The sequence below is a fragment of the Citrobacter sp. wls619 genome (genome assembly GCF_005281345.1).
Classification (GTDB): Bacteria; Pseudomonadota; Gammaproteobacteria; order Enterobacterales; family Enterobacteriaceae; genus Citrobacter.
Window position 1 is genome coordinate 135,188 of sequence record NZ_SZXJ01000101.1, and the last position, 25,604, is coordinate 160,791.

Sequence of the window (25,604 nt, forward strand, 5' to 3'; positions counted from 1 at the left end):
TCCGCGTGCCAACCATAGCCAACAACTCAACGTATTAACACATACATAACAGGAATGTAGACGAGGGTTATATATGAATAAGGTTTACAGCATTATTTGGAACGCGGCACTCGGTATCTGGGTTGTCGTCTCTGAATTAACCAGAGGTAAGAAGAAAAGCAGTTCACGTAAAACTGTTGCGGTACTGGCAGCCAGCGCATTAAGTGGCGCTACGATGATGGCTTCAGCGGCGCAGATTACCGCTACGGGCGAGCGAAATATTTCTGACGACTTCCAGAACGGTATTTCTGCGGGCGTTTATCAGGCTCCCCACGATTACGGCTTCTTATATGAAAATAATACCGCCAGTCAGGAACTCAATATCAGCGGCGCAATCCCGACGATTAATCCCGGTCAAAGCGGCGTTGTAGAATCAACCACCATCAGTGAGTTACTGCGAACAGGCAAAATTACGCTGCAGGCCACCAGCCCAGGCCAGGGTGCAAAAACAATCACCACAGCGGAAGAGCTGGCGGAGTACCTGACGTATAACCAATCGGCTGAGCCTTCTCAAAGCGAAAACTTCACGGTGGTTGACCCCGCATTCCCGGACGGTTCAGAAACCATTAAGGTCTTTGATACCAATGTGTTAAGTGGCTTTCTTACTAAATCGCAAATCGGCGATTCCGTCTTAAATACTTATGATGCAACCAAGTCTGAAATCTATAAGCAGTTTGGTATCGCGCTGGCAACCCATGGCGCTACGGCCAACCTGAACATAGGTGATGACTCGCTCCATGTACGCGACAAAGCCAATACCATTGAGTTACTGGCCAAAGACTCCTCCTTACTGGAAGCGCAAGGCGCCAACAGCAAGGTAAACTGGCAGTCTGACAACTATATAAAATTTAACGCAGCACCCGTGATCCCCACACAAACGTTCACCGGATCAAAGCAAACCTCTGTCTTTGGCGAAGATGTGACGCTGATGACTTATGGCTATGACGCCGATGGCAAGGTTATCGAAACCGGGGAGCGCACATTTACCATTACCAGCACGCAGGAGTTGGCCGATTTTAACGACTTCCTGTTGGGCAGAAGTGACGACGCCGCAGAAAATGCCAATGGCGATAAGGTCAGCCAAATCCAATTATGGCTGGATGCTAAAGAGGTCACAACCGTCACCGCAGCACAAGCAAAGTATGCCGGGTATATCGATAGCTTAATTCATTCCAGTCAGCCGTCTGACGAGCTCACCTGGGACTACAAAGTCTGGACCGATGGCGACTCACATACCAACAACGCCACTGCCGCGCGCGGTGAGTTGCATGCCATTTATGCCAACGGCGCTGGCACTACCGGCACCCTGAACAAAGGGGCGATAATCGCCGTTGACGGCAGTATTAATGGCGTCATGAAAGCCATAGACGGCGGGGTTATCAACAACCTTGGCGAGCTGAACGCGCTACGCAGTTCTGGTGGGCAAAGCCTGGCGATTGGCATGTTGGCGCAAAACGCCGAGGCAACCAACCACGGGACTATCAACTCAGGTCTGTTCATTGATAAAGATGGTAATCAAAACGTTAACAGCTACGGCGCATTCGGTATGCAGGGACAAGGTACCAGCGTTGTCACCAACGAAGGCACCATCAACCAGGCGATCACCACGGATAACTTCGGCACCGCATCTGCCGCCGATCCCTGGAGCAAAGATGTCCCGGATGCTTCGCTGACGCTGGCCATTGGTATGCAGTTGTCCGGCGAGGCAAAAGGCGTCAATAACGGCAATATTAACGTCGTCGACGGACGTAAAAACGGTGCATCTTACGGTGACGGCACCGCCTTTGGCGTGGAAGTTGCGGGAAATGCGACCTTTACCAACAGTGCCGATGCCGCTATTTACCTGGGGCGTGACGCAAGTAACCTGACCCAGGATGTCATCATGCCAGGTGGTGCCAGCCTGAGCGCCGGGATTATGACCAAAAGTACCCAAGAGGTTATTAACAACGGTCTCATCACCTTGGGCACCGGTGTCCGTAACGCGGCAGGAATTTTGATCGGCAACGCAACCGGTAACGTACTGAATACGGGCAACATCGTCATCAATGGTAATGGGGATGCAGGGAACAGCAAGAACTACGGTATCTCCGTGCGTGACAGCGGCGCGGAAAATAATCAGCAAATCAGAAACGACGGCAAGATTAACGTCAACGGCACGAATAACGTGGGGATCCACGTCAGCGCCAACAAAAAGAACGCCGCAGTGACCACCAGCGATACAGGTTCCATTATCGTAGATGGTACGGGTGGCATCAACGATCGTAACTATGCGGTTTGGGCTGAAGGTGGCACCAACGGACAGGCGACAGTCAACGTCTATTCCAACATCATATTGGACAAGGTCGGGAATATCGGCGTGCACGTGCGTGATAACGCCATTGCTAACGTCGACAACCTGAGCAGCCCGGTGTTCAACAACACCGATCAGATTGGCTATTATCTGTATGGGGAAGGCGCTACCGCCAATATTGGTCAGGCGGTGATGAATGACAACGGTAAAGAACGTACCACCATTTTCCGTATTGCCAATGGTGCATTGTTGTCCGGCGACCCCAACAATCCGCTGAGCCCGACCCAATCCAACCTTGATCTCACCTTAAGCGGCAAAAACTCTGTTGGCGTTCTCGCTACCGGTGCAGGCAGTAAAGTCGATACTGGTGAAGCCACATTTACCGTGCAGGGTAGCGATTCCGCAGCGCTGGTCATCGAAGGCGGCGCCAGCGGTAATATCAGCGACAAAACCACCATTAATTTAACCGGTGAACGTACCGTTGCCGGGGTGGTTGATGGCCAGGCGCATCAGCTCAATGGTCGTAATCAGGACAATGCCACCAGCACGACGCTTACCTCAAACGCGAAGATCACCTCTGAAGCCAGTGGCAATGAAGTGATCGCCTATATAGCGAGAAATCTGGGTAACCTGATCCTCGATAGCGAATCGAGTATCAATCTTGCCAGCGTCGACAGTATCGGCGTGGACGTTCAACAAGGCGGGAGTCTGACCAATAAATCCTCCTCCGCTCTGCATGTCAGCAACGGTATCGGCGTTCGCGCGTCGGGTGCCAGTGCGCAAATTAATCAACTGGGCCAGGTTAAGGTTGATGATGGCACCGCTGGCGTATTACTGACGGAAGGGGCCAGCCTGCAGATTAACGGCATTAGTGGCGACAGCATTACCACCAACGGTACCGCTGATGGCATTCGCCTGGCAGATAAAGCCGGCGACCTGTCAGCGCAGCATGTGAAGATCCGTGCAGATGGCACGGGCGCAGGCATTCAAAACGATGCTAACAACACCAATATCACTCTGCAAAATGTGACCATCGATGCCAACGACGGCGCGGGGATCCGCACCAGCGTTGCCCTGAACATGAAAGATGGGCTTAACAACATCCTTAACGTCAATGGTAAAGGTACCGGCTTCGCTTTTGAGCAGCACGACGGGAGCGCGACAACGGGTAACCTGGCCATCGGTAAAGGCTATACCATTGAGGTACTGAATAGCGAAGGCAGCGGTATCCGCGCCAACACAAACGGTAAAGTCACTACCAGTGCCGATATCAATGTGCGGAACGCCGCCGGTGGCTCTGCCATCATCGCGAAAAACGTCAGCGCGTTGACCAACAGCGGAAAAATTGTCTCAGCCAGCACCACGGCGCCGGTGATTGACGCCAGCGGCGACAGTAATAAAACCATTACCAACACCGGTACACTTCAGGCCCTGACCGACACAGCGGTGGCTATCGAATCGGGCAAGGGCAATGACACGATTGATATCAGTAAAGGCACGACCAGTGGCGTGATCAACACGGGCGAAGGCACTGATACCTTTAACTGGCGTAGCGGCTCTTTTTCGGGCGAAGTGAATTTCGCGGGGACCCGCGGCAACAATAAAGCCAACATTGGCGACGTTGAACTGAATGAGACACGCCACATCACTACGAAAGCCGGTAGCGGCAACGCCCTCACCTTCACCGATACACACGGCCTCAGTGCAAAAATTGGCAGCCTGAGCGGCGATAACCTGACCACCGGCACCAACATCGGCACGGGGTGGGATTCACTGACAATTAGCGGTCAAAAGGCGGATATGCGTATTGTCGACCGTCTGGAACTGGCCAGCCAAACCATTGCCGTTACCGGCGGTGCAACGCTGCGTACAGGCGATCACGGTGAATCCACCAGCACCGCGGCAACGATTGCTGATTACGATGTGACGACTCAAGGCCCAGACAGCCGGGTCATCTTTGATACCCAGGGTGATAACACCGCAGCGCAAATCTATAACGGTACTATCAGCGGCGACGGGAAGTTTGAACGTGCGGCAGGCGGTACCACGGTATTTACCGCCAACAACAGCTACAAAGGCTCTACCACCATTGCGCAAACAGGTACGTTGCAGTTAGGTTCCGGCGGAAATACGGGTGAAGTCAGCACCGTTTCTGACATTATCGATAACGGCATACTGGTAATTAATCGCGCCAATGACGTCCTGCTGAACGGCGTTATTTCCGGTATCGGTGCACTGCAGCAAATAGGCGGCGGCATTACCCGCCTGGCCGGCAACAACATCTATACCGGCGACACAACGGTCACCCACGGCACGCTGTTGGTGAATGGCGATCAAAGCGCGGCACGTGGCGCAACCACCGTCAGCGGCACATCCACACTGGGTGGTAATGGCATTATCGGCGGCAACGTGTTGATGAACGATGCTACAACGATTAGCGCTGGTGACGGCGGTGCGGGTACGTTATCCATTAACGGTAATCTGCAGCTTGGCAGCAAAACGACGTCCGCCTTCGAACTGGGCCAGGCCTATACACCGGGCGGTAAGCTGAATGACCTGATCGACGTCAAAGGCGATCTGCAACTGGATGGGACTCTGGATGTCACCACATCATCGGGCGGGAATTTTGGCCCTGGTGTGTACCGTATTTATAACTACGGCGGTACGCTGAATAACCAGACGCTGGAATTGGGTGCTGTACCGGACAGTCAGGATAAGAGCAACATCTTTGTCCAGACCGCTATCGACAAACAGGTCAACCTGGTGAATGCCAACGGCGTTACCCTGCAATTCTGGGATGGCGCAACCACCAGCCAGAACCACGGTTTAACGGGCATTGAAGGCAACAGCAAGATTGACGGTGGCGATGGTAAATGGATGGCGATCGGTGCTCAGGGTGACAACAACTGGACGACAGCTACCGGCGAGGGCAACGCCCCGTGGGCGCAGAAATCCTTTGCCGTCTTCACCACCAAAGGCGGTACCGTTACCGTGGATAACGCTGCAGGTGACGTCAACTTCTCTGGCGCACAGTTTGATGCCGATGGTTACGTCGTAAAAGGCGATGCACTTAACGCCTGGGCCACCACTGAAAATGCCACCCATGCGGGGCAGACGCCGGGAACCGGTGAACTGTTGCTGCGCGTAGGCGCCGGTGGTGCGGGACAAAACTTTACGGCAACCATTGAGTCAATCCTTCGTGAAGCCAGCACCAACGACAAACTGACACTGGTGAAAACCGACCTCGGTCGTCTGATCCTAAGCGGGGATAACGCGTATCGCGGCGGCACGCGTATTGATGGCGGTACGTTGCAGATCTCCTCTGACAGCAACCTCGGCCAGAGCGGAACCGATTTGGCGATTAACAACGCCTCGACGCTGCAATTAGGTGCAGATTTAACCAGCAATCGCACCATCGAACTGGGCGCCAATGCTAATGCGGCCGTATTCGATCTCAATTCGCACCACTTCACGCCGACCGGCGAGATTACCGGTGATGGCAAACTGAAAGTCACCAGTAGCTCAAGCGATGCGGGCAGTACTCTGACGCTCGACCGTGCCAACAGCTACAAAGGCGATACAGAAATTGCCGGTACCGGTAATAGCAACAATGTGACGGTCAATGCCAGCAAAACCGGAGTGTTCGGCAGCAACGAGAGCAGCACCATCACGGTTAATAATGGGGCAACGCTCAACGTCAGCGGCGCAGACACCCGTCTGCAATCACTGACCATGAACATTGCCGACAGCCTGTTAACGCTGGCGGATACCGTCACCGCCGCCAGTGCCAAACTGAATCTGACAGGAAAAGCCAAAGCCGTACTCTCAAACAACGCAACAGCCGGTGACGCGACGGTCAGCGTGGCGAAAGACAGCACACTGGCGCTGGAAGACAATGCCAGCGGTGGGAATGCCATTGTGACCAACAGTGGGCTGATGACCATGGCCGATGAGGCGATGGCAGAAAATACCCGCGTGGAAAACCTTGCAGGCGGTCTGGTAGATATCAGCGCAGTAAACAGCGGGACGTCCATCGGTTCGTTGTCCGGCGCAGGTAACGTCGAGTTGGGTAGTAAGCAACTGTCGCTGGGAAATCTGCACCTTCCTGACACCATCAGCGGCATTATCAGCGGCAACGACGGTAGCCTGGTGAAAGTGGGTAACGGTACGTTGATCCTGACAGGCGACAACACCTACACCGGTATCACGGATGTCAATGAGGGTGTGTTGCTGGTCAACGGCAATCAGTCTGCTTCTACCGGTCAGGTCACAGTGAAATCGGGTGCCACCCTCGGCGGTAACGGTATTATCGGCGGGGCGGTCGATGTGCAGGATAACGGCCACATTACCGCCGGCGCCGCCATCAATAGCGTGGGTAAACTGACTACCGGTTCTCTGACGCTCAGCGATAACGCCCAACTGGATTATCAGTTTGGACAGGCTTATACCCCGGGCGGTGCTTTCAACGACTTGATTGACGTGAATGGCGATCTGACGCTCGACGGTAAGCTCAACATTGAAACCTCACCGGGCGGTAGCTTTGACGTTGGTGTCTATCGCGTCATCAACTACACCGGCACATTGACTAACAATGTGATGGATATTGCTAACGCGCCGGAAGCGGCTGACAGCCTGTACGTGCAGACGTCGGTAAAAAATCAGGTCAACCTGGTCAACCATGCCGGGCTGACGCTGCGCTTCTGGGACGGTACCGGCGGTGAAAATGGCGAGCTGAAGAATAACGGCGTCATCAACGGCGGTGATGGTATCTGGCAATCAAGCCAGGGGAACGACAACTGGACGACCGATGAGTCAACGCCAGAAGGCGCGCTGAACGCACCGTTTACCGATGCCGCATTTGCCGTCTTCCAGGGGGAAGCCGGAAATGTGACCGTCGATAACAGTAAAGGCGACGTGATCATCAGTGGCGCACAATTCGCCACCGACGGTTATCGTGTCGGCGGTGAAGCCATCACTACCGATACCGCCAATACCTTGATTCGCGTCGGCGATGGCACGGTCGATGGCGTCAACTACACCGCCACCATTGATAGCGTGATCCGCGGTACCGGTGGTCTGAATAAAGGCGACCTCGGTACCTTGATCCTGACGGGCAACAACACCTACAGCGGCGGCACGACTATCACTTCAGGGACGCTTCAGGTTGCAGGCGATACCAACCTCGGCGCAGCAGAGACCGGAATCACCTTTAACGGCGGTACGCTGAAATATGGTGAAGCGTTTGATACCGCGCGTCAGGTTACGCTGGAATCTGGTGGTGGGACATTCGACACCAACGGACATGATGTATCCCTGCTGACGGAAGTCGAAGGTAACGGTCAACTGACCAAAACCGGTAAAGGTTCACTGACGCTGACGCTGGATAACACCTATACCGGCGGCACCACCATCGAACAAGGTGTATTGCAGCTCGGCACCGGCGGTACGATAGGTAGCATTGAAGGGGACATCGTTGATAACGGCGTGCTTAACGTTAATCGCGCCGATACGCTGGCGTTAAGTGGAAACATCAGTGGTGCAGGTCAACTGCATCAGACCGGTAGCGGTACGACGGAGCTGCAAGGCCAAAACAGCTACAGCGGTGCAACGCTCATCACCAGCGGGGTATTGCAAGCCGGTGATACCAACACCCTGAGCGCCGCCTCGCACCACTATGTTGTCGCGGGCACTACCCTGAATACTCAGGGTTATAACCAGACAGTCGCCGGGCTGAGCAACGGTGGTGATGTATCACTTATCGGCCAGCAACCTGGCACAACCTTAACGGTTAAAGGGGATTACAGCGGCGAACAAGGCACTATCAACATGGCTGCCCGCCAGAATGCCGGCGGCACAGGTATTGCTGACCGACTGATCATTGATGGCGGTAACGCCAGCGGAAGCACGCTGCTGGATGTCGACGGTTCCGGGCTCGGCGCACCGACCGTGGGTGACGGCATCGAAGTGGTCACGGCGCTCAATGGCGCAACGACGACGGCGCAAACGTCGCGGGATGCCTTCCATCTTGCCGCAGAGCGTATGGCCGCGGGTGCCTTTGAGTATCAGCTCCACGCCGGGAATGCTCAGGGTCAGGGCGAAAACTGGTATCTGCGGAGTGAATATCGTCCGGAAACCATGCTGTATTCCGGTCTCGCCAGCGTGGTTCGCCAGGGTGACATCAGTCTGTTGGGCAACATGCACCAACGTATGGGTGATGAAGTTAAACCGGGTATTGATGAAGACAATCGCGCCTGGGCGAGAATGATTGGTTATTCCGGTAAAACCAAACTGGATGATGCAGCCGGTACGCAAACCAGCTCCCATACCATGGGTATTCAGGTCGGCGTCGATATGTACGCCAATGAAAGCTGGAAAGCCGGTATGTACACCAGCATTCTGGATATCGACAGCAATGTGAAAGGCAGTAAAACGGGCAGCAACGGCAAAGGCGGCAACATCGACGACAACGCATTTTACGTTGGCGGTTATGCCACCTGGTTCTCTGGTGACGGTATGTATGTCGATAACGTGCTGCAATACGGGAACCATAAATCCCGCCTGTCGGCATCGGGTAACAACGGCTCTTACACCGTCAAAGGCAATACGCTGACGGCCTCAACTGAAGTGGGCAAAGCATTCCGTTTAGGTGCCAGCGCCTGGAGCCTGGAACCGCAGGCCCAGTTGATCTATCAGTACAGCGACTTTGATAACAGCACGCTGGATGGTGTAACCCAAACGAGGGTGAATATGGACACCGCCGATTCATTTACCGCGCGTCTGGGCGTACGTCTGGTTGCGGACTACGACACCAACCATGGCAAGTTCCAGCCGTACGGCCGGGTAAACGTCTGGCAGGGGCTGGGTTCCAAAGATAAAACGCACTTCAGCAATGCGGTCGCCACCACCACGCTGGAATCGTCACAACAGTACTCCAGCACCGAGGTTGCAGCGGGTCTGTCGTGGTCTATCGACCGTAATCTGCAGGTCTACGGCGAACTGGGGACACAGTTCAGCAACGGCAGCAATAAATCGCAGGTTGAAGCCCCGATCAATGCGTCTATTGGCTTTAAGAAATCGTTTTAAGCAGGCATAAACTTGCAAGCCCCCTGTTCACAGGGGGCTTTTTTTTACCGTTCAGGGCAGCCTGACCAGCAACGCGGAACAATCAAGGGATTGGGAAACGTAAATAAGGAGGGATTAACGATTATATTGCGCCAAGAGTGAAGGAATCTCTTCTGCCAATACCGGGGGAGAAATGAAGAAGCCTTGAATTTTGTCACAGCCAATCTGCGTCAGGCGGTCCAGTTGAGACTGGGTTTCGACCCCTTCGGCCAGGACTTCAATGCCAAAATTGTGTGCTAAAGAAATGATGCCCTCAATAATCCTTGTCGATTTAGTGTCGGGCTCTATTTCAGTGACAAATTCTTTATCAATTTTTAAGGTATCAAAAGGGTATTTCAACAGATAATTAAGATTAGCGTGCCCGGTACCAAAATCATCGAGCGCTAACTTGACCCCTATTGCCTTCAGTTCCGTCATATTTTTCGCCGCTATTTGGCTGTCACACAGCGGCGATGTTTCCGTTACTTCAATTTGGCATCGATGAACCGGAAGGCCGGAAGCGGCCAGGTTTTGTCTGATTCGTTGAGGTAAAAGAGGATCGCAGAATTCAAGCGCAGAAATATTTACTGATAATACAAGAGGTTCGGGCCAGGTACTCGCAACATTCCACGGCGGACTGGCAACCATATCTTCAATTGAAAATATATTGCCTCTGTCTTCCAGTAACGTAATAAATACATCAGGAGAAATCATACCCATCTGAGGGCTGTTCCACCGCATTAATGCTTCAAACCCGCTAATACACTCGGTATGTAAATTAAAAATAGGCTGATAAACCATATAAAGCTGACTGGTATTCAATGCCTTTTCAAGCGCGGTGAGCACCTCATCGGAATTAAACATTCCCCCTCTCCCTCTACAAATCATATACATTAAAAACCAGTCAAAATCACTCCCGAGTTGTACCTGCTGTTAAGTGCGTTACATCAGAAAAGAATAGCCAGGTTAGGGTAAAAAAGACATGCTGTGGGTAAATCTGACAATCAGTTTATTCAGATCAGAGGTATTAGCCAGTCCCAGCTTGGCGACAACTCTCATCTTATGCGCCTGAATAGTCTTATAGTTCAGGCTAACCAACTCAGAGATTTCCTTGGCAGAATAACCGCTTACCAAAAGATTGAGGATTTGCTGCTCTCTTTCCGTCAGTCTTTTCTGCGAACGATATAGTCGGGGATTCCATTTCCCGACCGACAACGTAGCCAACTGAGCAAAATCACGCAATGAGGATTTCTCAGTCAATACTATCGTTTTTTCAACGTATAATAATTCAACACATAATTTCGCCACCAAACTATCAGCGACGATGACAACGACGCTATTATAAAACTTGAACCGGTTTTTATTCAAAAACTGCACAATGGCGGAACACGGCTGTTCATTGTTAATGATATTAAAAACCATTGTCTGATGCTGGCATAATGACGACTGCTGCAACATATCCTCAAACTGGAATGTTTTTATCGGCACATGTTTGCTTGTCAGGTAGGCAAACATACCGTTGCCCACAAAATTATCACTGCCACACATCAACATCCTGTTCATCGCTCCTTATAAGCTTCTAATTTTATTACTCATTAAAAATTTAATAATGGTTTTCTCAACTTCAGCCTCTTCACGACGGTTCTTAAAATCGAACTCGCAAGAAACCTGATGACAGGAATACAATTGATTATCCTCATCAAATTCGTTGATCGCGACGACATCAATGACTTTTAAATCAAGCTGAAAACTGCCGAACGTATCAAAATCCAGAGCAGCATTTTTAATCACTGCATCCTTGTAAAGAAAACGGGCATTAACATCTTTAGCGATTAACGCACAGCCACCCTGAGAGATGTTTTTAATCTTAAGTGAGTAGTTCTCTCCGTTTTTGTAACGACCAAAACAGAAAAAATCGAACCCCTTCAGAAAAGAAAACCGCTGATTCTGTCGCTGTTGGGCAAAGAAAATCATATCCGGGATGAGGTAGGATAATCCTGCCTCAGCACCTGTTGATGGGGTTGCTTCAAATCTGGCGCTAAATTTTATAATCCCGCTGTCACTGTGCAGGATAAAGTACTGGATCTTTTCAGGAATGATGTCTTCATGACCGGTGACCACAAAGCGTTCGAAATCGATCCTTTCTAACTGCGTGATGACGCTGGTGTTTTCACATAAAACTTCCAGCTTGGTCTTCTTATGCAGCTCTTCACGAAGGATAGCGATGATCTCAAACTTGTTGTCCTTTGCTAATCCAAAGTTCATTCTAAAACCCTTATTTCCATATTTAAGATAAGTCTCGGCCCCGGTCTGATGACAGACAAAAACGCGAGATCAGCATCCACCCCTGGCGCCTAATTACCATAGTGGATTCCATGTCGAACAGTTGATTAAAACTTAAGTTTTTAACTATCTTTCGTCATTTATTGATACGTAAAAACATTTAATCAGAATTAATTTTAGCTTAAGCCATGCCTAAAACCATGCAAACCTACGCAATAGCTATAACAAAAGCGAATAACAAGACTTTTAAAAATGCGATTTTGAGATAATAAATAGCAATAATCGCATAGAAATAAAACAGAAAAAATGCTGTAAAACTAAGGGGTTGACAAGACAGAGCGTGGACGGGGGGGCTGAACCTATAGGCACGATATCCAACGGGTGGTCATTAGCCAACTGATACCCATACCATGACGTCTCATTTCACAGGGATGAATGTATCATTCAGGTATATTAATCGTAATTTAACTTAAGTGATAAAAAAGGCCAGCATCATGCTGGCCCCGGTAAATACCGAATTAAAGTAGAGTGGCAAGCTATCTTACAGAGGGTACAGCGTTAAAAATTCAATACCGTTGTTTAACGATTGCTCGGGCAGAATCAGCAATTATCATTACTGCCCCAGCCAACATTAACGTATCTTTTAGCACCAGACGTCCCGCCCCCGATAAATACGGAAAGCCGTGGTGTAAATCACCCATTGGCATAACCCATGCTTCCGGTGTGGTAATTAAAAACGACAAGGTAACCATCGGCGTTGCAAATGCCAGCACTCCCCCCATCAATCCTAACCAACGGCTGATCGGATTAGCAAGTACCAGCAGCGCGATAATAATTTCAACTACGCCGAGCCCATTAGAGAAGCGATACGTATTATTCGCAGTTTGCCATTCCCGCTCTTGCGGTTTTAACTCACCTTCGTGCGTCAAATGCTGTTGGTATTCATTCGGATGCTCATAAAAGAATGACATCAGCGGGCTGTTCGCCACAAATGGCGTAATACTGTCAGCTTCATAAGGTACAAATTTCAATAAACCGATCCAGATAAAGACAATCGCAATACTCAGGCGAATCAAGGTTAATCCAATTCGATCCCCCTGCCCCAGTAAACGAAGATATTTTTCCATGACGGCCATCCTACTTGTACAAAATGGCAGTGGCATAAGTACTGCTATCAATTCTCATCGAGGTAATTTTCCAGGATGATGCCTGCTTTTCTTGCGCCAGTTTAGCAATGGCCGCTTCGACAACAGAAGGTGCCGCTGAAACAGCGGATACACTGACGTGGGCCAGTTCGGTTGGTGTCTGTGCCAGTACGGAAAAAGTCACTGGCGCCGTCAATAACGTTGTCAGCAGAAGCGTCGTTTTAACCATGTTCATTTCTATTTCCATTCATTCGTAATTTCAGTAGCGATATAATAAAACACAGCCACTAATTTCATTTATTCCAGAACGCCAGAATAGCTGTTCGATAGTATCGTTTTATAAAAACATGATAAAAAAAAGCCCCACACAAGTGGGGCAAAGATGCAGACGCTATATTTATTATTGAACGAGAGAAAAAAGATCGTTTAATGACTCACTCATACTTGGATGGGTAAATATTTGGTCGCGCAATACGGTATAAGGTGACCCGGCATCCATCACCGTTTTAATGATGTTAATCATCTCATGCGAATCCACACACAGCAGTGAGACACCTAATATCCGCTGCGTATCCGTGTCCACCACCGCTTTAAGTACACCACGCGTATCATCCATAACACGCGCCCGTGGAATCGCAGCAACGGGAAGCGTCACCACCTGTACCGCCGCACCGCTGGCACGAGCCTGCTCTTCAGTCATCCCCACGCGGGAAAGCGGCGGTGTCATAAACACGGAATACGGCACATTTTGCCGATCGCCGGTGTTTCGCAACCCTTCACCTAACAGGCCATCACGCACAATACGGAAGTCGTCCAGTGAGATATAGGTAAATTGCAGCCCCCCCGTTACATCTCCCATCGCCCAGATGTTATCCGCCGATGTACGCAAATACTTATTCACAATAATGCCGCCACGATCGTTCACATCAACACCGGCTTTTTTCAGTTGCAGCTGTTCGGTCGCCGGCTTGCGGCCTGATGCGACCAGCAGTGCGTCAACAACCTGTTCCCCTTCCGGCATCTGTACCTGCACCGCGCCATCGTGAGACGAAACCGACTGCACCTTAGCATTGAGGATCAGCTCAACGCCTTTATCGCGTAAAATATCAGCGATCGCATCAGCGATATCCCGGTCCTCACGGGGTAAAAACAGCGGCGCAGCCTCAAAAATAGTGACCTGACTGCCGAAGTTGGCAAACATCGATGCAAACTCAACGCCGATATAGCCACCGCCCAGGATACCCAGGCGCTGTGGGCGTTGGGTCAAATTCAGCAACCCGGTGCTGTCAAAGACGCCTGGCGTACTGGATAATCCCTCAATATCCGGAATCGTCGACTGTGCACCGGTATTAATAAAAATCTTCTCACCGCTCAGCTCAAGCGTTCCTGTCGACTGCATTACCCGCACGGTATGGTTGTCGACAAATTCAGCACGCCCTGCAATCACATCCACATTTTCCAGATTGGCCAGATTATGGAAGTTTTTATCGCGCAGAAAACTGACCACGGAAGTTTTACGTTGCATCGCCGTCGCAAAGTCATGCTGAAGCTCAGCATCGTGCACCAGAGTTTTGGTTGGAATACAGCCGATATTAATGCATGTTCCGCCATACATGGTGTTGGACTGTTCAATAATCGCTACCCGCCAGCCCGTTTTTGCCAGCGTAGCCGCCAGCGTCTTACCTGCTTTGCCAAATCCAATAATGATCGCCTGATACTGTTTCATACTGCCTCTCCGCAAAGTCATTGTTCATTTGTTACTCTGGATTATAGGCAGTGCCCTGTCAGGTCAGCATATCCATAACGCGCCACTTTCTGTTCAATCGTCTACGGCCATATAATAAAAACTAAAAACCCCCAAAACAAAATACAAAGTAACCATTTGATGGTATTACTTTAATGTGAAAATATGATGATAATCACGGTTCTATCAACGACAACAAAAATTGTTCAGGAGTCTTTATGGATGCACTTAGCCGCTTGCTAATGCTTAACGATCCGCAGGGTTCTATTGATCAAAACTGCTTATTGAGCAGAGACTGGCAACTCCCTCATGCAGCAGGTGAGTTATCCGTGATCCGCTGGCATACGGTAACCCAGGGGCGCGCTTTACTGGAGATGCCTGACGGCAACACTTATACACTGCGTCCTGGTACGGTAGTCATCTTGCCGCAAAACTCCGCGCATCGGTTGTGCCAGTCAGGCGAAGAGCAAACGCATATTGTCTGCGGAAGTCTGCAACTACAGACATCCTCCCGCTATTTCTTAACCGCGCTGCCGGAAGTTTTGCTGCTGGCACCTGGCGAAAATAGCCCCGTTTACCGCTGGCTTAAGGCGATGATTGAGCTGATGCAGCAGGAATCATTGAGCATGCTGCCCGGTTCCAACGTTGTGTGCAGCCAGCAATGCGCCACGCTGTTCACGTTCGCCGTTCGCGAATGGTTATCTCAGGCTCCACCCGCCAAAAATGTGCTGAATCTGCTATTACATCCCCGACTGGGAGCGGTGGTGTTCCAGATGCTGGAATCACCCGCACATCCCTGGAGTGTTGAAGAACTGGCGCAGCGCGCGCATATGTCCCGGGCCAGTTTTGCCCAACTGTTTCGCGAGGTTTCAAACTCCACGCCGCTCGCCGTACTCACCACATTGCGTCTGCAATTCGCCGCCCAGATGCTGTCGCGCGGCGCCCAACCGTTGGTCGTGATTGCTGAATCGGTGGGATATGCCAGCGAGTCATCTTTTCACAAAGTTTTTCTGCGTGAATTCGGCTGTACGCCTGGCGAGTACCGTAAACGGGTGAAAGCGCTGGAATCATAGCGCCCACCTTCAAAGGAGTGAAGGCGAGCGCTACCGGGGGCTATTTCTGGGTGCGATGCCTGTGTAGCCACATCAGCTTATACGCTGCCGGAATGATGAACAGTGACAGCAAAGGTGCCGTGATCATGCCGCCAATCATCGGTGCAGCGATACGGCTCATGACTTCAGAACCGGCTCCCGTTCCCCATAAAATCGGCAGCAGACCCGCAATGATCACCGCCACAGTCATTGCTTTGGGTCGCACACGCAGTACCGCTCCGTGGTACAACGCCTCATCCAGTTTATCCACGGTAAAGGTTTGCGGATTTTCCAGCGCAGGCTCTGCTTCAATGGCGTGGCGCAGGTACATCAGCATCACTACACCAAATTCGGCAGCCACGCCTGCCAGTGCGATGAATCCGGTCCCTGTCGCGACCGACATATGGAATCCCATCCAGTAGAGAAACCAAATTCCGCCTACCAGCGCAAAGGGCACACTGGTAATAATCAACAGTGCTTCGCCAAAACGACGGAATGCCAGATACAGCAGCACGAAGATAATCATCAGCGTCATCGGCACCATCAGTTTAAGCTTGTGGCTGGCGCGCTCAAGCAGCTCAAACTGCCCGGAGAATGCTACGCTGGTCCCCGGTTTTAGCTGGACGTTTTCAGCAATCGCTTTTTTCAGATCGTTCACCACCGACACCATGTCGCGATCGCGGGCATCAATATAGATCCAACTGGTTGGTCGCGCGTTCTCTGTTTTCAACATCGACGGCCCCGAAACCACCTGCACATCCGCCACATCCGCTAGCGTGATTTGCTGTTTCATTGGCGTCAGTATCGGCAGATTTCGTAGCGTTTCCGGGCTATCGCGATAGCTTTGTGGATAACGCAGATTGATCGGATAGCGGGCGATACCTTCAACCGTTTCACTTACCATGGCACCGCCTACCGCGGAGGTGATAAACAGTTGCACATCGCCGACGGTCATCCCATAACGGGCGGCCTTTTCACGATGAATATCTACGCTAAGATAACGCCCGCCGACCAGACGTTCAGCCAATGCGGATGCCACGCCAGGCACCGTTCTTGCGACTTCTTCGATTTGCTCTGCCGTGGCGTCAATATCCGACAACACGGTACCCGAAACTTTAATGCCGATAGGACTTTTAATCCCCGTAGAGAGCATATCGATACGGTTACGAATTGGCGGGACCCACAGATTCGCCAGCCCCGGTAAACGAACGGTTTTGTCCAGTTCCTCAATGATTTTGTCCATCGTCATCCCTGGACGCCACTGATCCTGCGGCTTCAGTTGGATGGTGGTTTCCACCATTTCTAACGGTGCGGAGTCGGTCGCCGTTTCAGCTTTACCGGTTTTACCAAACACGCGCGCCACTTCAGGAACCGTCATGATGAGCTTATCGGTTTTTTGCAGCATATCTGCCGCCTGTGCTGCGGAAATTCCCGGCAAGGTTGAAGGCATATACAACAGATCGCCTTCGTTAATCTGCGGTAGGAATTCGCCCCCAACCTTATTCAGCGGGAAGATGACGGTCAGGATCGACAGCACCGCCACCAGCAGGGTCGTTTTCGGCCAATGCAGCACCTTCAACAATAACGGATGGTAAATACGAATCAGGAAACGGTTAAGCGGGTTGCTGCTTTCTGCCGGGATCTTGCCACGGATCCAAAACCCCATCAGGATCGGGATCACCACAATGGCCAGAAACGCAGCGCCTGCCATGGCGTAGGTTTTGGTAAACGCCAACGGACCAAACAACCGTCCTTCCTGCCCTTCGAGCGTGAAGATGGGGATAAACGACAGCGTGATAATCAGTAAGCTAATGAACAGCGCCGGGCCGACTTCCACCGAGGCGTTGGTGATGACTTTCCAACGCGTGTCGTTATCCAGCTTTTCACCCGGATGCTGATGCCCCCACTCTTCCAGCCGCTTATGCGCGTTCTCAATCATAACGATTGCGGCATCAACCATCGCGCCGACCGCGATGGCTATCCCCCCAAGCGACATAATGTTGGCGTTCAGTCCCTGGAAATGCATCACGATAAACGCGATACACAGTCCCAGCGGCAGAGAAATAATGGCCACCAGCGCCGAGCGGATATGCCACAGGAACAGCGCGCACACCAGCGCCACAACGATAAACTCTTCCAGCAGCTTGTAGCTCAGGTTATCAATCGCGCGATCGATCAGTTGACTGCGATCGTATGTTGTAACTATTTCAACGCCTTCCGGCAGACTGCTCTTCAGCGTTTCAAGTTTAGCCTTAACCGCGGAGATCACCTCACGCGCATTTTTACCGGAGCGCAGGATGACTACGCCGCCTGCCACTTCGCCTTCGCCATTCAGTTCGGCGATCCCGCGGCGCATTTCCGGCCCAATTTGTACGCGGGCAACATCACGCAGATAGACTGGAACGCCATCCGCGCCGGTTTTCAGTACGATATTATTGAAGTCATCAAGGGACTGCAGATACCCACTGGCGCGGACCATGTATTCCGCTTCGGCCATTTCGACAGATGAACCTCCGGCTTCCTGGTTTGAGGCATCCAGCGCTGATTTCACCTCACCCAGGCTGATGCCATATTGCGTCAGCTTCATCGGATCGATGACAACCTGGTACTCTTTAACCACACCGCCCACCGAGGCAACTTCCGCCACGTTAGGGATAGTTTTCAATTCATATTTTAAGAACCAGTCCTGCAGCGAACGTAATTCAGCGAGATCATGTTTGCCGCTGCGATCCACCAGCGCATATTCAAATATCCAGCCAACCCCTGTCGCATCCGGTCCCATTTCAGCACTGACGCCTGCGGGTAATTTCCCCTGTACCTGGTTGAGATATTCCAGGACACGGGAGCGCGCCCAATAAGGATCGGTACCGTCTTCAAAAATGACATACACGTAAGAGTCGCCAAACTGCGAGAAACCCCGCACCGTTTTCGCTCCCGGCACCGACAGCATGGTGGTGGTCAGCGGATAGGTCACCTGATTTTCAACAATTTGCGGCGCTTGCCCCGGATAACTGGTTTTGATGATCACCTGCACATCAGAGAGATCGGGCAGCGCATCAACCGGCGTATTCACGATGGTCCAGGTGCCCCAGATGCTAAGAAACAGCGCCCCCATCATCACCAGGAAACGGTTTGCCACCGAGCGGCGAATAATCCATTCAATCATTTATCATGTCCTCAGTGTGAATGGGTCGCCTGGGCTGGCATCGCGGGTACCACGTGTGCCCCGTTTGCCTGAGCGCGCATACGGTCCAGAGCGCCAGAAATATTCGCTTCGGAATCAATCAGAAACAGACCGCTGGACACCACATTTTCACCTTCGCTCAGACCAGAGCGGATGGCCGTTACCCCCTGCGACTCATGGAATACGGCAACCTGCTTAGGTACAAATCGTCCTTCATTATCGACGGTGATAACCCGCTGTTCGGTACCGGTATCAATCAGCGCTTTAGACGGGATCAGCAGCATCGGTTCGCTTTGCGTTTTTAGTTGCAGATAGGCATTCATTCCCGGCTTCAGGGCCTCATCCGGGTTATCAACCTGCAGGCGAAGCTGGAGCGTACGCGTCGTGGCATCCACACTCGGCAAAATACTCCATTTGCTAATGGTGAAGGATTTACCCGGCCAGGCAGGTACGCTAATGGTGAATTGCGAGGCGTCTTTAATCAGCCAGGCGATAGATTCCGGGACTGAAGCACTGACCCATACCGGGTCCATTCCCTGAATTTTCGCGACCACATTATCTTTTGAAATGTTCATACCAGTACGTAAATCAAACGCGGTAATCACCCCATCAATAGGGGCCTTCAGGGTAAAGCGGGTCTGAATTTTCCGCGTCGCTTTCAAGCGTTGAATGTCCGCCTCCGGCATTCCCGCCAGACGTAATCTCTCCAGAATGCCTTCAACCTGCGTCGCGCTGCCGCCCGTTTCCCGCAGCAGTAAATATTCACTTTGTGCTTCTACCCAGTCCGGGATTGTCAGATCGATAAGCGGCGAGCCCTGCTTAATTTTGTCGCCCACGGTCAGCGGATAGACCTTCTCGATAAAACCTGCCGAACGCGCCTGAACAATGACAAATTGATATTCGTTATAACTGACGTTCGCCGGGAAAGTTTGTGCATATTGCAATGGCCCACGGCGCACGGGTTCGGTTTTTAGCCCCAGATTCTGGGTCTGTGTCGGGTCAATACGCACACCCGGTGCGGATGTACTCGCTGTCTCTTCATCGGCATATTTCGGGATCAGATCCATATCCATAAACGGTGATTTACCCGGTTTATCAAACCGCGTGTTGGGATACATGGGGTCGTACCAGAATAAAACTTTACGCTCTTCATTTTTTTGAGCAGCGCCGGTATCGGCCGATACTTTTGCGGATGAATAATAGGTATACACACCGACAGAAATAATTCCGCCGACAATCATGCTGCCGAGAATAAGCGCGGTATTTTTAATATTTAAAGACGCCATAGTGATTTCCATTGCGCGATAGTCTCGCCCGTGTTCAGGAAAACCCGGGCAAGAATAAAAGAGAGCAGCGAGATCCGTTATTTACTGATGTGAATATCGCGTAAGACAGAGAGATTTCCCTGCTGAACAAACGTAAAGGCAACTTTATCACCAGGCTGAATATCGTCGGCCTTGGTATCAGGTACCAATGTGAAACGCATCGTCATTGCCGGCCAGTTCACTGCGGGAATCGGTTCATGTTTAATCGTGACTTTTTTACTATCCATATCAATAGATTCAATCACGCCTGTCGCGCTAATCACTTGCTCCTGCTGGGCCGCAGGCGCCATATTCATCATCTCGCCATGCTGATGTTCATTGGCCTGAGCGTTAAACATGACGACAGATAACACAGTAAACAAAGCGGCTTTAGCGGTAGTTTTCATAATATACTCCTGAGAATTTAAGATTAAAGATCATTCAACCCAGCCACCGCCTAAGGCAGCAAACAGCTTAATTTCATTAACCTGTTGGGCATAGTTAAGGTCGAGTAACGATTGCTGTGTAGTGAATAAAGAACGCTCGGCGTCCAGTACTTCGATATAACTAACCGCACCATTTTGATAGAGTGCACGAGCACGTTGCAGCGTGATGTGTAATGAGTCCAGATAACGCTGTTGACCGGTAATTTGATCGGCAAGGCTTTGACGCAGCACCAGCGCATCCGCAACTTCTTTAAATGCGTTCTGAATTTTCTGCTCGTAATTCACCACCGATTGCTGCTGGCGGATTTCTGCTAAATCGAGATTTGACTGATTACGTCCAGCGTTAAAGATCGGAATGTCTATTTTCGGGACAAAATTCCACATGCCGCTGGCCGCATTAAAGAGGCTGGAGAGATCGCCACTGCTGCTGGATACAGAGCTGGTCAGCGTAATCGATGGGAAAAATGCCGCACGCGCAGCGCCAATATTGGCGTTCGCCGCCAGCAATCCATGTTCGGCTTCCATAATATCCGGACGCTGCAATAATATTTGCGATGGGAGTGCGGGAGGCAGTGTCACAGGTTTTATATCACCGCGACTGCGCACGCGGTCATCCGGTAATTTCCCGTACGTCCCCAACAATAGTTGCAGTGCGTTGTTCGCCTGCGCCAGTTCGCCCTGGCGTTTGGCAATATCGCTGCGCGTGCTTTCAATCACGCCGCGAGCCTGTTCCAGTGCCAGCACGTTCGTACTGCCGGTCATCAACTGTTTCTCGACAAACGCATAAGAGCGCTGGTAGTTTTGCAACGTTTCTTCGGCAATTTGCAGTTGCGCATAAGCCAGACGCTGGTTGAAATAACTTTGCGCCACGTTAGAAATTAATGAGATATGCACCATTCGACGCGCTTCTTCACTGGCGAAAAAATTCTGCCGATCGGCTTCACTCATATTTTTCAGTCGTCCAAAGAAATCCAGATCGAAACTGAGATTCAGTCCCGCTTCAAATTCCCGGTTGGTACTGCTATCGCCTTTTAATTTCCCGCTATAGGTACCGCTGGAACCGGCGTTAAGCTGCGGGTAACGATCGGCATCCGTCACACCATATTGCGCTTTCGCTTCCTGAACCTTCAGTACCGCCATGCGTAAATCACGGTTATTGACCAGCGCCTCACCAATCAACGCCTTCACCTGGGAGTCAACAAAAAAGGTACGCCAGCCCGTATCCTGATATCCCATCGGGGCCGAAACCAGCGTGTTCTGACTTAAGGAGAATTGCTGCGGAACCGGCAATGCCGGACGCTGATAGTCCGGTGCCAACGAGCAGCCAGCCAGAACAAAAATAGCGCTGAGGGTAAGAAGCTTAAATTTGTACATAGTTCTTCTCGTCCAGACCGGACTGATAACCATAAAAGATGTGTGAATTTATACCTGAATGACTCTGTTTAACCGGTGACAGGAAAATGACAAAACTGTCATTTTCCCAATAACCGATTGCTATCCGATCCGCCTTCTCTAGAATTGAAAATCCGCACAGCCAGTGCGTGATGGAGAATGTCATGAAGATTTTGATTGTCGAAGATGAAAAAAAAACCGGTGAATACCTGACGAAAGGCCTGACGGAAGCGGGTTTTGTTGTGGATTTGGCGGACAACGGTCTGAACGGATATCACCTGGCGATGACCGGTGATTATGACCTGCTCATTCTCGACATCATGCTGCCCGATGTAAACGGCTGGGATATCGTGCGAATGCTGCGCACCGCCAACAAAGGCATGCCCATTCTGCTGCTCACCGCACTGGGTACCATTGAGCATCGGGTCAAAGGTCTGGAGCTGGGAGCTGATGATTATTTGGTTAAACCGTTTGCCTTTGCGGAATTGCTGGCGCGGGTCAGAACGCTGCTGCGACGGGGGGCCGCAGTCATTGTCGAAAGTCAGTTTCAGGTCGCGGATTTAATGGTCGATCTGGTCAGCAGAAAAGTCACCCGCAACGGCACACGCATCACCCTGACCAGTAAAGAGTTTACGCTGCTTGAATTTTTCCTGCGTCATCAGGGAGAGGTGTTGCCGCGTTCACTGATAGCCTCTCAGGTCTGGGATATGAATTTTGACAGCGACACTAACGCGATTGACGTCGCCGTGAAGCGTCTGCGGGCCAAAATCGATAATGACTTTGAGCCAAAACTGATTCAGACCGTGCGTGGCGTGGGGTACATGCTTGAGGTGCCGGATGGCCGCTAAACGATTACAGCGTCCTTTTTCGCTGGCAACACGGTTAACCTTTTTTATCAGTCTGGCGACTATCGCCTCATTTTTCGCTTTCGCATGGATAATGATCCACTCGGTGAAAGTCCATTTCGCAGAGCAGGATATCAATGATTTAAAAGAGATCAGCGCGACGCTGGAGCGTATTATTAACCACCCGAACGAACCGGAATCGCGCCGGCTGGAAACACTAAAAAACGTAGTTTCGGGTTATTCTAACGTCATTATTTCTCTGGAAGATGCCAATCAGAGGGCTATTTTCCATTCACCTAATGCGCCGGATCTTCGTCAGTTTATCGCCACGGCAATGCCGGATAAAAATGCCCATACCCGGAATGTCTTTTTAATTTCCGGCCCAACGTTGCAAACGTCAGAACATGCGCACGGGAAAAACGCATCCTCCAACTGGCGAATGATTCGTTTACCCATTGGGCAGTTGCCAGACGGGAAACCGGCCTATACGTTGTTTATGGCATTATCGATCGATTTTCATCTGCACTACATTAACGATCTGAAAAACAAGCTGATCATGACAGCATCGTTAATTAGCATGATGATTGTTTTTATCGTGCTGTTCGCAGTCTATAAAGGTCATGAACCGATCCGTAATGTCAGTCGGCGCATCCAAAATATCACCTCTAAAGATCTCGATGTTCGCCTGGACCCGCAGGCCGTGCCGATTGAGCTTGAGCAACTGGTCGAGTCGTTTAATCACATGATCGAACGAATCGAAGATGTGTTTAAACGTCAGTCCAATTTTTCTGCAGATATTGCTCACGAGATCCGCACGCCAATCACCAACCTGGTCACGCAAACAGAAATTGCCCTCAGCCATCCCCGCAGCACGAAAGAGCTGGAAGATGTGCTCTACTCAAATCTCGAAGAGTTTGGCCGCATGTCGAAGATGGTGAGTGATATGTTGTTTCTGGCACAGGCAGACAATAACCAGTTGATCCCGGAAAAAACAGCACTGAATCTTGCGGATGAGGTCAGTAAAGTGTTCGACTTTTTCGAAGCCTGGGCGGAAGAACGCGAAGTCCGCCTGCGCTTTGAAGGTCGGGCATGCTGGGTTTCTGGCGACCCGTTAATGTTACGCCGGGCAATGAGCAACCTGCTCTCTAACGCGATGCGCTATACGCCAAAAGGCGAGTCTGTCACCGTGCAAGTGAAAGAGGCTGATGATCTCGTGCGTATTATTGTGGAAAATCCCGGTACGCCAATAGCCGCGGAACATCTGCCACGGCTCTTTGACCGGTTTTATCGCGTCGATCCCTCACGACAGCGTAAAGGCGAAGGTAGCGGTATTGGCCTGGCGATAGTGAAATCGATTGTGATTGCCCACCAGGGCAAGGTCTCCGTAACGTCCGACGCTCGCGCTACCCGCTTTATTCTGACATTGCCCAAATATGCCGCTTAATTATTATTGGTGGCGCTAATGCGCCATCGATTAAACCTCATATTAATATTATTATTCTCTGACATAATCGTCATAATCCTGTCACCCCACTGACAGCCCCTGCTGATTATAATTCTCCTGTAAATCGACACTGGAGAAATATGATGAATAAGATATCTTCCTTTTTAGCTATAGCTTTTTTTATCTCAGCTGGCGTTAATGCGGCAGAAACATCCACAATGCATCAGCAGGCAGCTATGGCTCACGATATGATGAATAATAGCGATGCACCTGCTCATCAGCAAATGGCACAAACACATGAAGCACAGGTGCAAAATAGCCAATCCACGCGGGCTAGTGCACCGTCTTTTTCGCAAATGAATGAACATGAAAAAGCGATGGTTGTTCATCAGTCAATGAATAACAGTCATTCCTATTCACATGAGCTGCAGGCGAAAAAACATCGCGAACAGGCAGCAACCCAAGGGTAGTCCATCGTCCCCACCAAGCCACGCGCGCGGGCCTGCCTGCGCGTTTCCCCCAGGTTAATGTCAATATTAGAATTCTATTAAATCCCCAGACGAGACGTTAAATAATATAAACAGTGCAATAAAATTGTTTTAGCCCCGTAAACAATGCTCGCATAATATCTCAAATATTAATATCAACATTCCTTCCCGATTAAAATTTAGGAATCTCCCTGGTATTCGTTACTACTATTAAATGGGAGACTGCTGTCGTCGTCTACATGACAGAATAGATTTGCATTCCTATATATAAAATTAATGATGATAGCGAGTAACAAAATGAATAAACGTCTGCTGGCCATTTTCGTCCTCGGCCTGACAACTGCCACAACAGCATGTGCAATCACCCCTGCAATGCAGAAAAAATATGAACGTTCAGGTTGTACGCAGATAAGTGAACTCAACGGTTGCGATGTCAATAAATCTTATCAGTGGAACCGCGATCATGGTTTTATCGAAAACGATCAAAGCCAGCAAAATCGCCATCACCGTCATACAGAAGATCAGCAAAATACCCGTAATCAAGATAATCATGATAATGCCGGTATTGATGGCAAATTCACCGGTAATTACGTTGCTGAATTTGAGAATGGCCAACGTAGCGTTGATATTCACGTAGAAGACTCTGGCGTCTACGTAAATGGTCATGAAGTGCGTGACGTGAATACCTATAAAGATACGATGACCTTCCGTGTGGGATATGCCACTTATACCCTTAAAACGAATGGTCGCGGTAGCTGGAACAATCCTGACGCCGGGAATGCTGGCAAAATTGTGCGTGAATAATGGG

Annotated in this window: 16 protein-coding genes; 6 read left to right on the forward strand and 10 right to left on the reverse strand. The window is 50.7% G+C overall.

The genetic code is table 11. From position 1 onward, the window contains the following. The first annotated feature begins 73 nt into the window (after positions 1–73). Entirely contained in the window at positions 74–9,412 is a 9,339-nt protein-coding gene (locus tag FDX19_RS23165) for an autotransporter outer membrane beta-barrel domain-containing protein (protein ID WP_137384559.1), read from the forward strand. A 114-nt stretch (positions 9,413–9,526) separates the two neighbouring features. Here the strand turns inward: FDX19_RS23165 and FDX19_RS23170 are convergent, their stop codons facing one another. From FDX19_RS23170 to rclA, 6 genes are all read right to left on the reverse strand, one after another. After that, positions 9,527–10,294, reverse strand: a complete 768-nt coding sequence (locus FDX19_RS23170; RefSeq protein ID WP_137384560.1) for an EAL domain-containing protein — start codon at positions 10,292–10,294, stop codon at positions 9,527–9,529. A 102-nt stretch (positions 10,295–10,396) separates the two neighbouring features. Beyond that, positions 10,397–10,984, reverse strand: coding sequence for a LuxR family transcriptional regulator (locus FDX19_RS23175; RefSeq protein ID WP_137384698.1), 588 nt, complete (start codon positions 10,982–10,984; stop codon positions 10,397–10,399). A gap of 15 nt (positions 10,985–10,999) precedes the next feature. Then, entirely contained in the window at positions 11,000–11,695 is a 696-nt protein-coding gene (locus FDX19_RS23180) for a flagellar brake protein (RefSeq protein WP_061067471.1), read from the reverse strand. A 584-nt stretch (positions 11,696–12,279) separates the two neighbouring features. Further along, positions 12,280–12,840 carry a reactive chlorine resistance membrane protein RclC gene (rclC, locus tag FDX19_RS23185; RefSeq protein WP_137384561.1) on the reverse strand — a complete coding sequence of 187 codons (561 nt, stop codon included), beginning with the start codon at positions 12,838–12,840 and terminating at the stop codon, positions 12,280–12,282. Between the two features lie 10 nt (positions 12,841–12,850). Beyond that, on the reverse strand, positions 12,851–13,087 hold the full coding sequence (gene rclB, locus FDX19_RS23190; RefSeq protein WP_170974434.1) for a reactive chlorine resistance periplasmic protein RclB: 237 nt from the start codon (positions 13,085–13,087) through the stop codon (positions 12,851–12,853). A gap of 171 nt (positions 13,088–13,258) precedes the next feature. Next, positions 13,259–14,584: a reactive chlorine resistance oxidoreductase RclA gene (gene rclA, locus FDX19_RS23195; protein ID WP_137384563.1), complete on the reverse strand. Its 1,326-nt coding sequence runs from the start codon at positions 14,582–14,584 to the stop codon at positions 13,259–13,261. Positions 14,585–14,820: 236 nt separating this feature from the next. On the opposite strand from rclA, the gene rclR reads away from it, so the two are divergent. Then, positions 14,821–15,675, forward strand: coding sequence for a reactive chlorine-specific transcriptional regulator RclR (rclR, locus tag FDX19_RS23200; RefSeq protein ID WP_137384564.1), 855 nt, complete (start codon positions 14,821–14,823; stop codon positions 15,673–15,675). Between the two features lie 40 nt (positions 15,676–15,715). Here rclR and FDX19_RS23205 read toward each other — a convergent pair whose 3' ends face one another. From FDX19_RS23205 to FDX19_RS23220, 4 genes are all read right to left on the reverse strand, one after another. Next, the gene (locus FDX19_RS23205) at positions 15,716–18,859 is read right to left on the reverse strand and encodes a CusA/CzcA family heavy metal efflux RND transporter (RefSeq protein WP_137384565.1); all 3,144 of its coding nucleotides are present in this window, start codon (positions 18,857–18,859) and stop codon (positions 15,716–15,718) included. An 11-nt stretch (positions 18,860–18,870) separates the two neighbouring features. Beyond that, complete coding sequence (locus FDX19_RS23210) at positions 18,871–20,163, reverse strand: efflux RND transporter periplasmic adaptor subunit (protein WP_137384566.1); 1,293 nt, start codon at positions 20,161–20,163, stop codon at positions 18,871–18,873. Between the two features lie 77 nt (positions 20,164–20,240). Then, entirely contained in the window at positions 20,241–20,588 is a 348-nt protein-coding gene (gene cusF, locus FDX19_RS23215; RefSeq protein WP_137384567.1) for a cation efflux system protein CusF, read from the reverse strand. A 30-nt stretch (positions 20,589–20,618) separates the two neighbouring features. After that, positions 20,619–22,001 (reverse strand): efflux transporter outer membrane subunit, encoded by a 1,383-nt coding sequence (locus tag FDX19_RS23220; protein ID WP_137384568.1) that lies wholly within the window; start codon positions 21,999–22,001, stop codon positions 20,619–20,621. A gap of 182 nt (positions 22,002–22,183) precedes the next feature. Here FDX19_RS23220 and cusR point away from each other — a divergent pair, with 182 nt between their 5' ends. The 4 genes from cusR (at position 22,184) to FDX19_RS23240 (ending at position 25,600) form a co-directional block, all read left to right on the forward strand. Beyond that, a complete protein-coding gene (gene cusR / locus FDX19_RS23225) occupies positions 22,184–22,867 on the forward strand; it encodes a copper response regulator transcription factor CusR (RefSeq protein WP_137384569.1) in 684 nt (227 codons plus the stop codon). Beyond that, entirely contained in the window at positions 22,857–24,308 is a 1,452-nt protein-coding gene (locus FDX19_RS23230) for a Cu(+)/Ag(+) sensor histidine kinase (RefSeq protein WP_137384570.1), read from the forward strand. The genes cusR and FDX19_RS23230 overlap by 11 nt, the downstream gene beginning before the upstream one ends. Positions 24,309–24,451: 143 nt before the next feature. Beyond that, a complete protein-coding gene (locus tag FDX19_RS23235; protein WP_137384699.1) occupies positions 24,452–24,778 on the forward strand; it encodes a copper-binding protein in 327 nt (108 codons plus the stop codon). Positions 24,779–25,093: 315 nt separating this feature from the next. Continuing rightward, complete coding sequence (locus FDX19_RS23240; protein ID WP_121585469.1) at positions 25,094–25,600, forward strand: hypothetical protein; 507 nt, start codon at positions 25,094–25,096, stop codon at positions 25,598–25,600. The last annotated feature ends 4 nt before the right edge of the window (positions 25,601–25,604 follow it).

Coding starts and splice junctions, on each gene's coding strand:
- cusR (WP_137384569.1), top strand. CDS start 22,184: ATGAAGATTTTGATTGTCGAAGATGAAAAAAAAACCGGTGAATACCTG.
- FDX19_RS23170 (WP_137384560.1), bottom strand. CDS start 10,294: ATGTTTAATTCCGATGAGGTGCTCACCGCGCTTGAAAAGGCATTGAAT.
- rclA (WP_137384563.1), bottom strand. CDS start 14,584: ATGAAACAGTATCAGGCGATCATTATTGGATTTGGCAAAGCAGGTAAG.
- FDX19_RS23180 (WP_061067471.1), bottom strand. CDS start 11,695: ATGAACTTTGGATTAGCAAAGGACAACAAGTTTGAGATCATCGCTATC.
- FDX19_RS23165 (WP_137384559.1), top strand. CDS start 74: ATGAATAAGGTTTACAGCATTATTTGGAACGCGGCACTCGGTATCTGG.
- FDX19_RS23210 (WP_137384566.1), bottom strand. CDS start 20,163: ATGGCGTCTTTAAATATTAAAAATACCGCGCTTATTCTCGGCAGCATG.
- FDX19_RS23220 (WP_137384568.1), bottom strand. CDS start 22,001: ATGTACAAATTTAAGCTTCTTACCCTCAGCGCTATTTTTGTTCTGGCT.
- cusF (WP_137384567.1), bottom strand. CDS start 20,588: ATGAAAACTACCGCTAAAGCCGCTTTGTTTACTGTGTTATCTGTCGTC.
- rclR (WP_137384564.1), top strand. CDS start 14,821: ATGGATGCACTTAGCCGCTTGCTAATGCTTAACGATCCGCAGGGTTCT.
- rclC (WP_137384561.1), bottom strand. CDS start 12,840: ATGGAAAAATATCTTCGTTTACTGGGGCAGGGGGATCGAATTGGATTA.
- FDX19_RS23240 (WP_121585469.1), top strand. CDS start 25,094: ATGAATAAACGTCTGCTGGCCATTTTCGTCCTCGGCCTGACAACTGCC.
- FDX19_RS23230 (WP_137384570.1), top strand. CDS start 22,857: ATGGCCGCTAAACGATTACAGCGTCCTTTTTCGCTGGCAACACGGTTA.
- FDX19_RS23175 (WP_137384698.1), bottom strand. CDS start 10,984: ATGTTGATGTGTGGCAGTGATAATTTTGTGGGCAACGGTATGTTTGCC.
- FDX19_RS23235 (WP_137384699.1), top strand. CDS start 24,452: ATGAATAAGATATCTTCCTTTTTAGCTATAGCTTTTTTTATCTCAGCT.
- rclB (WP_170974434.1), bottom strand. CDS start 13,087: ATGGTTAAAACGACGCTTCTGCTGACAACGTTATTGACGGCGCCAGTG.
- FDX19_RS23205 (WP_137384565.1), bottom strand. CDS start 18,859: ATGATTGAATGGATTATTCGCCGCTCGGTGGCAAACCGTTTCCTGGTG.